The 14,181-nt window shown below is 65.9% G+C and carries 14 protein-coding genes; 8 read left to right on the top strand and 6 right to left on the bottom strand.

Going from position 1 to position 14,181, the window contains the following annotated elements; all coding sequences use genetic code 11:
* Positions 1-8 precede the first annotated feature (8 nt).
* The gene (locus ASE69_RS17395; protein WP_056489311.1) at positions 9-266 is read right to left on the bottom strand and encodes a hypothetical protein; all 258 of its coding nucleotides are present in this window, start codon (positions 264-266) and stop codon (positions 9-11) included.
* A gap of 39 nt (positions 267-305) precedes the next feature.
* Positions 306-1,187: an aldo/keto reductase family oxidoreductase gene (locus ASE69_RS17390; protein WP_056489511.1), complete on the bottom strand. Its 882-nt coding sequence runs from the start codon at positions 1,185-1,187 to the stop codon at positions 306-308.
* Between the two features lie 94 nt (positions 1,188-1,281).
* Here ASE69_RS17390 and ASE69_RS17385 point away from each other — a divergent pair, with 94 nt between their 5' ends.
* From ASE69_RS17385 to ASE69_RS17370, 4 genes are all read left to right on the top strand, one after another.
* On the top strand, positions 1,282-2,190 hold the full coding sequence (locus ASE69_RS17385) for a LysR family transcriptional regulator (protein WP_056489310.1): 909 nt from the start codon (positions 1,282-1,284) through the stop codon (positions 2,188-2,190).
* A 58-nt stretch (positions 2,191-2,248) separates the two neighbouring features.
* On the top strand, positions 2,249-2,971 hold the full coding sequence (locus ASE69_RS17380) for a response regulator (protein WP_200924198.1): 723 nt from the start codon (positions 2,249-2,251) through the stop codon (positions 2,969-2,971).
* A 41-nt stretch (positions 2,972-3,012) separates the two neighbouring features.
* Complete coding sequence (locus tag ASE69_RS17375) at positions 3,013-4,350, top strand: sensor histidine kinase (protein ID WP_056489509.1); 1,338 nt, start codon at positions 3,013-3,015, stop codon at positions 4,348-4,350.
* Between the two features lie 78 nt (positions 4,351-4,428).
* Positions 4,429-5,151 (top strand): hypothetical protein, encoded by a 723-nt coding sequence (locus ASE69_RS17370; protein WP_056489306.1) that lies wholly within the window; start codon positions 4,429-4,431, stop codon positions 5,149-5,151.
* 22 nt (positions 5,152-5,173) lie between these two features.
* On the opposite strand, the gene ASE69_RS22235 is transcribed toward ASE69_RS17370, so the two are convergent.
* Entirely contained in the window at positions 5,174-5,350 is a 177-nt protein-coding gene (locus ASE69_RS22235) for a hypothetical protein (RefSeq protein WP_156362384.1), read from the bottom strand.
* Positions 5,351-5,572: 222 nt separating this feature from the next.
* On the opposite strand from ASE69_RS22235, the gene ASE69_RS17365 reads away from it, so the two are divergent.
* Positions 5,573-6,868: a glycoside hydrolase family 130 protein gene (locus ASE69_RS17365; protein ID WP_056489304.1), complete on the top strand. Its 1,296-nt coding sequence runs from the start codon at positions 5,573-5,575 to the stop codon at positions 6,866-6,868.
* Between the two features lie 85 nt (positions 6,869-6,953).
* On the opposite strand, the gene ASE69_RS17360 is transcribed toward ASE69_RS17365, so the two are convergent.
* The gene (locus ASE69_RS17360; protein ID WP_056489303.1) at positions 6,954-7,568 is read right to left on the bottom strand and encodes an isochorismatase family protein; all 615 of its coding nucleotides are present in this window, start codon (positions 7,566-7,568) and stop codon (positions 6,954-6,956) included.
* 82 nt (positions 7,569-7,650) lie between these two features.
* On the opposite strand from ASE69_RS17360, the gene pncB reads away from it, so the two are divergent.
* Positions 7,651-8,955: a nicotinate phosphoribosyltransferase gene (gene pncB / locus ASE69_RS17355; RefSeq protein WP_056489507.1), complete on the top strand. Its 1,305-nt coding sequence runs from the start codon at positions 7,651-7,653 to the stop codon at positions 8,953-8,955.
* A gap of 158 nt (positions 8,956-9,113) precedes the next feature.
* Positions 9,114-12,038 carry a TonB-dependent receptor domain-containing protein gene (locus ASE69_RS17350; protein WP_321163588.1) on the top strand — a complete coding sequence of 975 codons (2,925 nt, stop codon included), beginning with the start codon at positions 9,114-9,116 and terminating at the stop codon, positions 12,036-12,038.
* A 152-nt stretch (positions 12,039-12,190) separates the two neighbouring features.
* On the opposite strand, the gene ASE69_RS17345 is transcribed toward ASE69_RS17350, so the two are convergent.
* Positions 12,191-12,529, bottom strand: coding sequence for a DUF2794 domain-containing protein (locus ASE69_RS17345; RefSeq protein ID WP_056489299.1), 339 nt, complete (start codon positions 12,527-12,529; stop codon positions 12,191-12,193).
* 13 nt (positions 12,530-12,542) lie between these two features.
* Complete coding sequence (gene epsC, locus ASE69_RS17340) at positions 12,543-13,235, bottom strand: serine O-acetyltransferase EpsC (protein ID WP_056057758.1); 693 nt, start codon at positions 13,233-13,235, stop codon at positions 12,543-12,545.
* Positions 13,236-13,397: 162 nt separating this feature from the next.
* Between epsC and ASE69_RS17335 the strand changes: the two genes are divergently transcribed.
* Entirely contained in the window at positions 13,398-14,165 is a 768-nt protein-coding gene (locus ASE69_RS17335; RefSeq protein ID WP_056052944.1) for a sulfite exporter TauE/SafE family protein, read from the top strand.
* Positions 14,166-14,181 lie beyond the last annotated feature (16 nt).

The raw sequence follows: 14,181 nt of genomic DNA, 5'->3' as shown, positions 1-14,181 counted from the left end.
GGACGAAATCAGCCGTCGGAGGCCACCAACTCGACGAACTCGAAGTCGTAGCGCTGCCACCCGCGTTGCGCCGCGGCCTCCGCGAGCGCATTGCGCTTCTTCTTCGCTTCGACCAGCGACTTGGTGTGGCCCCAGAAGATCTCGGTCTTGCCGTTGGCCAGCACCGCGACGATCCGCCAGTAATGCGTGAACGGCGTCGCGGTCGGGCCGATCGTCTTCACATAACCGTCGGGCAGCGTCGCGGTGAGGTAGCGTTTCTTGGCCATGACGCTGCCGTTAGCCGCCCGCCGCCCGGACGGAAATGCTTAGTCGGACGCAGCGTCCGCGCCGATCCGATCGAGCGTCGCGATCGCGTCGGCGGGCAGCACGATGTCCCCCGCCGCAAGGTTCTCACGCAGATGACCGACCGACGACGTGCCGGGGATCAGCAGGATGTTCGGCGAACGCTGCAACAGCCACGCGAGCGCGACCTGCATCGGCGTCGCGTCCAGATCACGTGCGACGTCCGACAATGCGGACGATTGCAACGGCGAGAACCCACCGAGCGGGAAGAACGGCACATACGCGATCCCCGCCTCCACCAGATCGTCGATCAGCGCATCGTCGTCGCGGTGCGCGAGATTATACTGGTTCTGCACGCAGGCGATGGTCGTCATCGCGCGCCCTTCCGCGACCTGCGTCGGCGTAACGTTGCTGAGCCCGATATGGCGGACCAAACCCTGCCGCTGGAGATCGACCAGCGTCGCGAGCGGCTCGGCGATCGAGCCCTCGGCGGGTCCATGCGTATCGAACATCGCGCGAAGATTGACGATGTCTAGCGTATCGAGCCCGAGATTGCGCAGATTGTCGTGGACCGCGCTGGTCAGCTCCGCGGCCGAGAAAGCGGGATCCCATGAGCCCTCAGGTCCCCGCCGCGCACCGATCTTCGTGACGATCACGGGGTCGTCGGCATACGGATGCAGCGCCTCGCGGATCAGGCGATTGGTGACGTGAGGGCCGTAGAAGTCGCTCGTGTCGATATGGTTCACGCCCGCTGCTACCGCCGCGCGCAGGACCGCAATCGCCGCGTCGTGATCCTTGGGAGGCCCGAACACGCCGGGGCCGGCAAGTTGCATCGCGCCGTAGCCGAGACGGTTGACGGTGCGGCCTGCGAGCGGGGCGGTGGTGGTGATGCCGTGCGTGTTCATGATCCGGTCCTCCAAAGTGTGACCTTCATATGGACCGCGTTGGCTGTTACGATAACGCGGTAGTATCGGCACGGGCTGTACGGGGGCACGCACAATGGCAGTCGACGCAGGCGATCTCTCCGCGTTCGTGACGGTCGCGCGAGCGGGTGGATTTCGTGACGGCGCACGGACCAGCGGTGGCAGCGCGTCGGGACTGAGTGAGGCGGTTCGCCGACTGGAGGCAAGGCTCGGTGTGCGGTTGCTCAACCGGACGACGCGGAGCGTGGCGCCGACCGAAGCCGGTGCGCGCCTGCTCGACCGGCTCGGCCCAGCGCTTGCCGAAGTCGAGGCGGCGCTGGACGTGGTCAACGGCTATCGCGATCTGCCGGCGGGACCGTTGCGGCTGAACGTGCCGGTCAGCGCCGCGCGACTGGTCCTGCCCGCGATCGTGCCGGCGTTCCTCGCCGCCTATCCCGACATCAGGCTGGAGGTGATCGCCGAGGACAGCTTCGTCGACATGCTCGCGGCGGGGTGCGACGCCGGAATCCGCTATGACGAGCGGCTGGAACTGGACATGATCGCGATACCGATCGGTCCGCGCGAGCAACGGTTCGCGACGGCGGCGTCCCCCGACTATCTCGCCCGCCGCGGCACGCCCGTGCACCCCCGCGATCTGCTCGACCACGCTTGTATCCGCGGTCAGTTTTCCAGCCGCTCGATGATGCCTTGGGAGTTCGAGCGCGACGGCGAGATCGTCAAGGTCGAGCCCGGCGGACCGCTGATCGTGCGCGTCGGCGCGGCCACCGATCTCGCGGTCGATGCGGCGCTGGCGGGGACTGGAATCATCCACCTGTTCGAGGATTGGCTGCGACCGCATCTCGACAGCGGCGCGCTGGTGCCGGTGCTGGAACCGTGGTGGCAGCGCTTCTCCGGTCCGTTCCTCTATTATTCGGGACGGCGGTATCTTCCGGCACCACTGCGCGCGTTCATCGATTTCGTTGCAGCCCGACGCGGGCAGCCATGAGCGGCCTCGATCGACCAACAGAAATATGCCGAACACACTTGCCTTGCAGGACGGCGGCATGATCCCTGCTTCCGTGCCCGACCTTGCGAAACCCGTGCTGCTGGTGGTCGATGACGACCACATGATCCGCACGCTGCTGGCGGAGAGCCTCGGCATGCACGGCTATCAGGTCGAGACCGCGACGAACGCGCAGGAGATGGACGGCGTGCTCGCGCGGTGTGCGGTGTCGCTGATCCTGCTCGACGTGATGATGCCCGGCGAGGACGGGCTATCGGTGTGTCGTCGCTTGGCGCGGACGGGGGCACCGCCGGTTGTGATGCTGAGCGCGCTGGGCGACGAGCCCGACCGGATCCTGGGGCTGGAGATCGGTGCGAGCCATTATCTGTCCAAGCCGTGCAGCCCGCGCGAGATTTTGGCGACCGTTCGTGCCGCGCTGCGTGCACGCGAGATGCAGGATGCGGGCGACAGCCGCGCGTTCGGGTTCCTCGGCTGGCGCGTCGATTTCGCGGCGCACGAACTGTTCGATCCCGACGGCACACTGATCGACCTGACCGACGGCGAGTTCGCGGTACTGCGCGCGTTCGTCGAGCGACCACGGCGCGTGCTGGCGCGCGACGCGTTGCTGGAGGCGGCACGAGGGCCGGACACCGACGCGTTCGATCGCGCGATCGACGTGCAGGTCAGCCGCTTGCGCCGCAAGCTGCGCTCGCACGACGACGAGATCATCCGGACGATCCGCAACGAAGGCTATTGCTTCGTTCCCCGCGTGGTGCGCCTGTGATGCGCCACCCGACGCCGACAGCCGGCAAGATCGACCCGCCGATGCGGCGTAACCCCCAGCGATCCTGGCCGATGTTCCTGCGCATCTTCGTGCTGGGGCTGACGACCGTGCTGCTGGTCCAGATCCTGAACTTCGCGATCGTGTTGCTGATGCCGCCGCCTCGGCCACAGATCTTCACCGCCAACCGCGTCGCCGCCGTCGCACGGACGGGACGCGATCCGACTGGTCAGCTCAAGGTCGATATTGCGACTGGCCCGCCCCACCCGACCGACAATCCGCGCGACGCTCGGCTCGCCGAATCGATCGCCGCCGATCTCGGACTGGTGCGGACCAAGGTGACCGTCGAGACCGAGCGATCGGCGATGCCGCTGTTCGCTGGCGCGCTTCGGCCGCCGCTGCCGCTCGGCATGGGCCGTTCGGGGCATCTGCCGCAATCGTTCGACAATGCGCTGTTCGGCCCGTTCGTCGTGTCGATCGAGATGCCGAACGGCCGGTGGCGCGTGATCCGGCCGACGCACACCACGATCGGCCCCTGGCGTATGCGGATCGTGCTGTGGTTCCTGGTCGCGATGATCGTAGCCGCGGGCGTGGCATGGGTAATGGCGCGGCGCGTGGTGAAGCCGATCGCGCTGTTCGCCGCCGCCGCCGAGCGTCTCGGTCGCGATCCCCGTGCCGAACCGCTACCGATCGTCGGCCCGCCCGAGATCGCCGAAGCGGCCACCGCGTTCAACCTGATGCAGGAGCGGCTGAACCGCTATGTCGAGGATCGGACGACCCTGATCGCCGCGGTCGCGCATGATCTGCGGACGCCGTTGATGCGGTTGTCGCTGCGGCTGGAAAAGGCGCCCGACGATATCCGGGCGGCAAGCGAGGGCGACATCCAGGAGATGAGCGAGCGGATCGGTTCGGCGATGGCGTTCGTCCGCGACATGACCCGGCATGTCCGTCGGCAAAGACTCGATCTTCGGTCGCTAGCCGAGAGCGTCGCGGATGACTTTGCCGACCGCGGCGATGCGGTGGCGTTGCTTCCGGGCGACCCACTCGCGCTGGAGGGTGATGCGCCGTCGTTGAAGGCGCTGCTCGCGAACCTGGTCGGCAACGCGGTCAAATATGCCGGCCATGCCGAGGTGGAAGTGCGCCGCGAGGGCGGGGTCGCGATCGTCGAGGTATGCGACTCCGGTCCGGGCATGGCGCCAGCGGATCTCGCTCGCGCGTTCGAGCCGTTCTTCCGTGCCGAGCAATCGCGCAACCGCGACACCGGCGGCAGCGGACTTGGCCTCGCCAGCGTCCGCGCGGTGGCACGCGCGCATGGCGGCGATGCGACGATCGAGAACCGCCCGGGCGTCGGGTTGCTCGCGCGCGTGACGTTGCCGATCTGAACTGCGCGAGGGGTCAGCCGAAATATCGCGGCAACGATCGCCGTGTCAGACGAATATCACGGCATTTCGGGAGATTGCATGCGTATCCTTTACCTCGGCATCGCCGCCGCGCTGGCCGGATGCTCGGCTCAGACGCCGCACCCTCAGGGCGGACACGGTCCGGCGCGAGGCCGCGGCCAGTTGTTCATCAGTCCGATGGGCGAACCGTTCCGCGCGTCGCTGAAGCCGGGCGCGGCGCAGGACCTGTGGTTCGCGGGCGCCGATACCGATGGCGACGGGCGGATCACGATGGCCGAATTCCAGCATGATGCCGCGCGCTTCTTCGCCGTGCTCGATCGCGGCAAGGACGGCGAGATCGATCCCGACGACATTGCGTATTATGAAAACGTCCTGGTCCCCGAGATTCGCGTCACATCCGGCGGACGCGGGCCGCGGTCCGAAGGTGGCGAGCGCGGCCGTGGCGGACGCGGGCGAGGTGGTGGCGGCGGGTCTGGCGGCCAGGGCATGCAGTTCGGCAACGGCGACAGCAAGAAGGGCGCCACCGTCGTCCACGAACGCATCGGCGCCGCGCGCTACGGCTTTTTCGACCTGCCGGAGCCGGTAATCGCCGCCGATGCGAACCTGAACCGCGGCATCGATTCTGGCGAGTTTGCCAAGGCTGCGGCAACGCGCTTCGCCGCGGTCGACCGGAACCATGACGGCGCGCTGACCCGCGGCGAACTGCCACGCGCGGGTGGCGAGACGTGGCGCAACGGCTCGGACGAACCGGCCGTCCCGCCACCGGAACGCGCCAAGCCCTGACGCCATCGTCGCGACATTCGGTTCAGCCAAGCATGCCCGACACGATCCAGCGACGACTGACCGCGGACTTGACGATGGCCACGCCGCAGCACCGACAGGCGGAGCGCTGGATCGGCTCACCCTTCACGTCGCGGTGCCGCGATCGCGGTAGATGGCGACCGAGCGCGCAGCCTTTCGGCGGTAATGATCGTGCGTGCATGCCACATCCTCTGGGCGCTGATCCATCGAAGATCGAAGCGGTGAAGTGGCAGGCGAAGGTTGCCGCAGTGTTTCGGCAAGGTTGCGGCATGTACGCAACAATGCCGGGGTGACGCTGAATTCATGTAGCCATCGGGGTGGTTTCGGCGTTCACTGCCGGCAACCCTCGCGATGTCGTCTTGCCCGCTACGGGGCGCCGATACCGTGTCATCTGGAGCCGATCATGGCGGACGCCGAACTCGTCACTTTCTCCGACATCCAGTTGCGACCCGACCCTTCGCGGACCGTCATCCGGCCGTTCAACATCGAATATCCCGGCGCGTTCAAGGTCGACGGCCACCCCCGCGCCGCCCGCGTGATCGACCGCGTTCTGTCGCTCTCGCCCGACGAACTCCGCGCCGAACGTCGTCGCGTCATGGAGTCGCTCGACGAACGCCACCGCGATGTCGACGAGCTTCTCCTGCACCGCTTCGGCGAGGTCATGGGGGTGCTCAAAGACGAGCGAGAGGTCGACACCGACCAGAAGCTGCTGATCGGCGCGTATCTCAGCGGCGAATATTCTTTCGAGGCCGCCGCGCTGTTCAACCCGAGCATGGTGCTGGATCCCGACCAGGCCAATGCTCCCGAGGGCGGCCTGCGGTTCATACTGTCGTTGCGTGGGATTGGCGAAGGGCACGTCTCGTCGGTGACGTTCCGGACGGGCAGCTGGTCGCCGAGCGACGGCTTTGCAGTCGATCCGGCAAGCCAGACCGCGGTGCCGCCCCGCGTGGCGCCGTCGGACCAGGGCGCCACCGATGGCGGCCCGACGCGGCTGCAATGCGGCGCCAGTCGCGAGCTGTCAGAGACGGTGATTTTCCCGATCCTGCCGAGCCAGCATCAGGGGATCGAGGACCTGCGGCTCGTCCGTTTCGAGGACGCCGGCAAGGTGCAGTATCTCGGCACCTATACCGCCTTCAGCGGCTCGGAAGCGCGCTGCGAACTGTTGCGCGGCGAGGACTTCAAGACGTTCGAGATGCAGCCGATGCGCGGTGCGGTCGCGGCGACCAAGGGCATGGCGCTGTTCCCGCGCAAGATCGACGGGCGCTATGCGATGCTCGGGCGGCAGGACAACGAGAATATCTGGTACCTGACGTCGGATGATCTGCTGACCTGGGACGGCGGCACCAAGATCGTCGAGCCGAAATGGCCATGGGAGTTCATCCAGATGGGCAATTGCGGCTCACCGATCGAGATCGACGAAGGCTGGTTGGTGCTGACCCACGGCGTCGGTAGCGTCCGTAATTATTGTATCGGTGCATGCCTTCTCGACAAGGCCGACCCAACGAAGTTGCTCGCGCGGATGACCGATCCGCTGATCGTGCCGAGCCCGGCCGAACGCGACGGTTATGTGCCGAACGTCGTCTACAGCTGCGGCGGAATCGTCCACGACCGCACGCTGTTGCTGCCGTTCGGCGTGGCGGACAATTTCGCCTCGTTCGCGACGGTGGATGTCGGGCGGCTGCTTGCTGCAATGGCGTGAGAAGCGGGTCCGCGCTCGGCAGTAAAATGTGTCCCCGCGAAGGCGGGGACCCAGCCTGGGCTCCCGCCTTCGCGGGAGAACAATCTTACGTTGCGTTCGGCGTACTGGCGCGCTCGACGATCAGCCCCGCCCCCGCAAAATCTTCCGCGGCGACAGCGTCGATCTGTCGCTCAATACCGCGGGTGAGGCTCGCCGGCACGGTCACCACGAAACCCCGCGCGAGCAGGCCGTCGACGGCCCAGCGGACGCAGTAATCTGCGGCGACGCCGATCACCGTGACATCGGTGACGCTACTTGCCGCCAAGTCCGCGAAAAACGCCTCACGCGCAATAGTCGGTCGCTCGGCATTCCGCGCATCCTCGATCGCAAGCCCCGATTCGGCCCACATATCGAACACACCCTTCTCGATCCGCCACGCCGGGATCGCCGGGTCGACCAGCGCGACATCGAGCATGTTATCCCACCCTCGCGTGCCGCGGACGCAGTGGATCGGGAACATCTGCGCCTCGGGTGACGCCGCGTAGGTCTCCGTGGAATGGGTGTCGAACGTGAACAGGACGCCGGCAACCTCGTCAGGCGTGAGAGCCGACAGCCACGCCTGCATCGGCGCGACCAACTCTTCCGCCCCCGCCACGCTCAGCGCGCCCTCGCCCGCCATGAAATCCCACTGCGTATCCACCACGACCACGAACCGCGTCATCGCCCATCTCCTTTGGCTGCTGCTTGACACAAACGCGTCTTCTCGGACACCCGGCCCCTACGCAACGCAGGAGCCCATGCGCATGGCCGTGACCGATATCGCCACCCGGACGTACAATCACAATTTCCGGCTCGATCCGATCGTCCGCAGCCTGCTCGATACCGATTTCTACAAGCTGTTGATGTTGCAGATGATCCGGCAGGCCTATCCCGACGTCAACGCTACCTTCGCGCTCATCAACCGGACCAAAACCGTGCGGCTCGCCGAGATCGTCGACGAGGCCGAGCTGCGCGCGCAACTCGATCACGCGCGGACGCTGCGGTTTGCGAAGAAGGAGCTGATCTGGCTCGCGGGCAACAGCTTCTACGGCAAGCAGAAGATGTTCGGGCCCGAGTTCCTCGCATGGCTCGCAGAGTTTCAATTGCCTTCGTACGACCTCCGCAAGGTCGACGGGCAGTACGAACTGCATTTCGAAGGGCCGTGGAGCCACACGACGATGTGGGAAATTCCCGCACTGACGATCATCAACGAACTGAAGTCGCGCGCCGCCCTGCGAGACCGCGGTCGGTTCGCGCTCGACATCGTCTATGCGCGCGCCAAGGCCAAGCTGTGGGAGAAGGTCGAGCGGCTGCGCGAATTGCCCGACCTCGTGCTGTCGGATTTCGGCACGCGGCGTCGACACGGCTTCCTGTGGCAGCGCTGGTGCGTCGAGGCGCTGAAGGAAGGGCTCGGCGACCGTTTTATCGGTACGTCGAACGTGCTGCTGGCGATGGACGCCGACTTGGAGGCGATCGGGACGAACGCGCACGAGCTGCCGATGGTGACCGCCGCGCTCGCTGAAAGCGACGCCGAGCTTGCCGAGGCGCCGTACCGCGTGCTCGAGCATTGGCGGCAACATTATAACGGCAATCTGTTGATCGCCCTCCCCGACGCGTTCGGGACGACCGCGTTCCTGCGCAACGCCCCGCACTGGCTGGCGGAGTGGACCGGCTTCCGTCCCGACAGCGCGCCGCCGATCGCGGGCGGCGAGCAGATCATCCGCTGGTGGGAGGAGCAGGGCGTCGATCCCAAGACCAAGCTGCTGATCTTCTCCGACGGGATGGACATCGACACGATCGAGCAGACCTATCGCCATTTTCACGGCCGCGTGCGGATGAGCTTCGGCTGGGGCACCAACCTGACCAACGACTTCCGCGGCTGCGATCCCGACGGTGCGGCGGCGCTCGAGCCAATCTCGCTGGTCTGCAAGGTGATCGCCGCAAATGGCCGCCCTGCGGTTAAACTGTCCGACAATCCGGCGAAGGCGACGGGCGAACCCACGGAGATCGCGCGGTATCTGCGTGTGTTTGGGGAAGCGGATCGCGCCGCGGCACCCGTTTTGGTCTGATCACCTGCGTGTCCTGCGCGCAACACGCAGGACACATATCGCAACAAAATTGTCGCATCACGCAATCTTCCCTTGCTTCGTTACGCCCCTGAGCCATCATTCGCACACATAAGATAAGAGAGCGGATGTTTGCTGGGGCGCGGACAAGGGGAAAAATGTTGAAGCGTGGGTTCAAGACGTTCACGGGCGCGAGCAAATATGCCGGCGCCAGCGGGTTGGCATTGGTGGCGATGCTCGCAGCGATGCCGGCCTTCGCACAATCGGTGACGACACCGGCCACCGAGGGCGTGCAGGCCGCCGATCCATCCGTAGACCAGGCTGGCGGAGATGAGATCGTCGTGACCGGATCGCGCATTCGCCGCAGTCCGCTCGACCAGCCCTCCCCCGTCGTCACGGTCGATGCGCAGTCGATCCAGCGCACCGGGCTTTCGTCGGTCGCCGACGTTCTCCAGCGGCTGCCAAGCGCGGCCGGCGGGCTCAATTCGAAGGTCAACAATTCGGGTAACATCGGCAATCCGCCCGACGGTGGCGGCGTCGGTGCAGGGTCGGCCGAGATCGACCTCCGCTATCTCACCGCCAAGCGGACGCTGGTGCTGGTCGACGGGCTTCGCTTCGTCAACGGCGCATCGGCAAGCGGCATTCCCTCGACGGTCGATCTCAACACGATCCAGGTCGGTTCGATCGAGCGGATCGAAATCCTCCAGTCGGGCCAGTCGCCGCTCTACGGATCGGACGCGCTGGCCGGCGTCGTCAACATCATCACCAAGTCGCAGCAAAAGGGCCTGAAGGCGTCCGCGCAGTTCGGCACGTTCCGCCAGGGCGATGGCCATACGCAGGACTATAACGTCAGCTACGGCATCCAGGCGCCGCGGACGAGCGTGGTGTTCGGCGGCAGCTACGTGAAGCAGGAGGCGGTCAGCACGCGCGATCGAAAGATTTCGCAGTTCCCCAACCCCGGCCAGACAAGTTGCTCGGACGTCATTGGTGGCTGTTCGGGCGCTACCCCCAACGGATTCTTCCAGGTCGGTGGCCGGAACCTGACGCTGAAGTCGGCGCCTATCCTCGGGCGGCCACGCTACGACGCCGCCAATCCGACCGGCCCGAACAGCGATTTCAAGGAGTTCACCTCCGCGGATCGTTTCAACTTCTCGCCGTTCAACTATTTCCTGACCCCGTCCGAGCGCTACGGTTTCTTCGTCAGCGCCAAGCAGGAACTCACCGACAACGTGAACCTGCGCGTGAAGATGAACTACACGCGGCGCAATTCGCAGAACCAGGCGGCGTTCCTGCCGCTCGTGATCGGGCCGGACGCTGGCAACGACAATCTGCTCGACACGATCTCGGTCGATGCGACCAACCCCTTCAACCCGTTCGGCTACACGCTGTCGGCGGGCGGCGCGGGCAATGGTCCGGCGAACTATTCGACGGTGCGTCGACGCCTCGTCGAGGCTGGCCAGCGGACCTATTCGCAGACCGTCGACACGATGTCGGCGACCGCGACGCTCGACGGTTCGTTCAACGTCGGCAGCCACAAATTCTACTGGGACGTCAACGCCGTCCTCGGCTTCAACGATGCCAAGCAGCTGTTCACCGGCAATATCAACGCGGCCAATCTCGCCCAGGCGCTGGGCCCGGTCGCGAACTGCACCGGGGCATGCGTACCGTTCAACATCTTCGGTGGCGCAGGATCGGTTACGCCGGCGATGCTCGGCTTCATCGCGTTCGACGAGCGTGCGCGCAGTTCGCAGAGCCTGGAGGACTATACCGCCAATATCTCGGGCGACCTGTTCGACCTTCCCGCCGGCGCCGTGGGTCTCGCCGCGGGCTATGAGCACCGCGTCCAATATGGCAGCTTCACGCCCGATCCGCTGATCACCGCAGGGCTCGGCGCGGACATCCCGGCGCAACCGGCGCGTGGGCACTTCAACTCGGACGAAGTCTATGCCGAGTTGCGCGTACCGCTGATCCACAACACGCCGCTCATCCAGTTGCTCGAGATCGGCGGCGCGGTGCGGCATTCGAACTATTCGATCAGCGGCAGCAACACGACCTACACCGGCAGCGGCCTGTGGAAGCCGTTCAGCGACCTGCTGTTGCGTGCCTCCTACGCGCAGGGCTTCCGCGCGCCGAGCATCGGCGAATTGTTCGGCGCGGCATCGCGGTCCGACGCCGCGATCGACGATCCCTGCACCAACGTCGCCGGATCGCCGTTCCAGTCGTCCGCGACCGTTCGCGCCAACTGCATCGCCAACGGCGTGCCCGCGAACGGCAGCTATCAGGAGCCGAATGGCGGACAGCTGAGCGTGCTGACCGGCGGCAATGAGGCGTTGAAGCCCGAAACGTCGCGGACATGGCTGTTCGGCGCGGTGTATGCGCCGAGCTGGGCACGGACCAGCGGGATCGCCAGCCAGCTGAGCATCGAGGGCAATTATTACGACATCAAGGTCGACGACGCGATCGCGGCGACCGACGCGACGCTGACGCTCAGCCGCTGTTCGCAGGCGGCGGACGCACTCAGCTGCGCGGCGATCTCCCGCACGCCCAACGGGATCATCTCGCGGATCAACGCGCAGTTGCAAAACATCGGCGGCATCCGCACCCGCGGCGTCGACGTGACCGCGGTCTATCGCTCGCCGCAGACCTCGGCGGGGACGTTCGGGCTATCGCTCAACGGCAACATCCTGCTGAAATACGCCGAAAGCTTCCCGGCGACGGTCGGCTTCACCACCACCAATTACCAGGGTACGACGCGTGGGTCGCCCGAGCAATCCTATCCGAAGTTCAAGGGCAATGCGGTCGTCGACTGGGACATCGGCATGGCGCGCGCCTCTTTCACCGGCCGCTATATCAAGAGCGTGAAGGAAGCGGACGGCAAGAAACTCGACAACACCTTCTACGGCGATGTCCAGGTTACCCTGTCGCCGGGCTGGCTGGAGAACCGGCTGGGGCTGACGATCGGCGTGAACAACGTGTTCAACCAGGACCCGCCGGCGTGCTTCAGCTGCACCGGGCCGAACTACGATCCGAGCACGTACGACGTGCCGGGGCAGTTCGGGTATATCCGACTGTCATGGGGGCTTTGAGCTAGCAGCATCCAGCCGCGTCACCTTTTGCTCCCCTCCCTGAAAGGGAGGGGGCGGGGGTGGGTCGGTGTCCGTATCAGGCGATGCTAACGGCACGAGCAGCCCTACCCACCCCCAACCCCTCCCTTTCAGGGAGGGGAGCAGGTTGCGGCCTAGTCCTCGACAAGCTTCATGAAACGACGCTCGACCGGGGCCAGCACTGGCCCCAGTTCATGCCCGCGCTTCACAACCGCGCCGCCCTCACCGATCAGCGCCCACATGCCCTGCTTGTTGCGCAGAGAGGGACGTTTCTCGATCCGGAACTCCGGCCGTTCGGCGGCGCGGCGAAATGCGGCGAAGATCGCCGCGTCCTTGCCGAGGTCGATCGCATAGTCGCGCCAATGACCTGCCGCGACCATGCGGCCGTAGAGGTCCAGGATCCGGTTCAGTTCGAGGCGTTCGAAGCCGACCTGCGTTGCCTTGGACGGTGTGGGAAAAGGGACGACGCCCATCAGTTACTCACCATCATGCGCGGTCGCGGCGGTCCTCTGGATGCTCGTCGGCGAGCAGCGCGTCGAGCCGCTTGCGCATTGTCTCCAGCTCGCAGCGCATGATTTCCATCTTCTGCGTCGCTGGATCGAACATCTCGCTGCACGGCGTCCCATAGGGCACGAAGCGCGGCACCTCGGGCGCGTTGCCGCCCTCGATCGTCGTCGCGCGCGCGGGGATGCCGACCACCGTCGTGCCCGCCGGCACGTCGCGCGTGACGACTGCGTTGGCGCCGACCCGCGAGCGCTTGCCTAGCGTGATCGGGCCGAGCACCTGCGCGCCTGAGCCGATGATCGCGCCATCGGAGATGGTCGGGTGGCGCTTGCCCTGCACGCCGTTGTCGGGGCTGGTGCCACCGAGCGTGACGCACTGGTAGATCGTCACGTCGTCGCCGATCTCCGCGGTTTCGCCGATCACGACGAAGCCGTGGTCGATGAAGAAATTGCGGCCGATCGTCGCACCCGGATGGATGTCGATCGCCGTCGTGAAGCGCGACCAATGGTTGACGCAGCGCGCGAGGAAATAGAGTTTCGCCTTGTACAGGCGATGCGCGATGCGGTGATAGCCGAGCGCCCAGACGCCGGGGTACAGCATGATCTCGGCGCGCGAATGCGGGGCGGGATCGCGGGCGCGGATTGAATCCAGATAGGCCAGTAATCCGCTCGACATCCGCAGTCCCCTTCGCGATTTCCGTATCTAGGGTATCGAACGACCGATTTCCAGAACCGCGCGCATGGGCCGCCTCACCCGGTCAGGATCGGGGTAAAGCCTATCTTTGTTGTGGGATAAGCCCGCGCATTGCACTCTGCGCGCGATATTGAGGGGATGCCGATGTTCGACCTGACGACCTTGAGCTTCGAGACGCTGCTGCCGTTCATCCTGGTCGGGTTCGCCGCGCAGATCGTCGATGGCGCGCTGGGGATGGCGTTCGGGGTAATCTCGAACACGCTGCTGCTGTGGGTCGGTGTGCCGCCGGCTGCGGCGTCGGCGGGCGTGCATACCGTCGAGACCTTCACAACCGCGGTGTCGGGGATCAGCCATGTGCTGCACAAGAACGTCAACTGGACGCTGTTCCTGCGGCTGATGATCCCGGGGGTCATCGGCGGCGTGCTGGGCGCGTACGTGCTGTCGAACATCGATGCGAGCACGGCGAAACCGTTCATCCTCGCGTATCTGACGTCGATCGGTGTGTATCTGCTGTACCGCGGGCTCCGCTATCCGCCGAAGCAGAAGGAGCCGAAGATCGTCGAGCCGCTGGGGCTGGTCGGCGGGTTTCTCGATGCGGCGGGCGGTGGCGGCTGGGGCCCGGTGGTGACGTCGAACCTGCTGGTGCAGGGAGCTTCGCCGCGGACCACGATCGGGACCGTCAATACCGCGGAGTTCTTCCTGACCGCGACGATCTCGGCGACGTTCATCACGCAGCTCGGCTGGGCGGCGTTCACGCAGGCCACCGTGGGTCTGCTGATCGGCGGGGTGCTGGCGGCGCCGTTCGGGGCGATGCTGGCGAAGCGCGTGCCGGCGAAGACGCTGATGGTGCTGGTTGGCGTGATCCTGACGATCACTAGCTTGTTCGGGCTGTACCGAGCAATCTGGCACTGACCGAACTCCCCTCCCG

Source organism: Sphingomonas sp. Leaf208, assembly GCF_001421415.1.
In the GTDB taxonomy this organism is placed as follows: Bacteria; Pseudomonadota; Alphaproteobacteria; order Sphingomonadales; family Sphingomonadaceae; genus Sphingomonas.
Note: the sequence above shows the minus strand (reverse complement) of the source record. Positions and strands in the feature narration are given on the sequence as shown.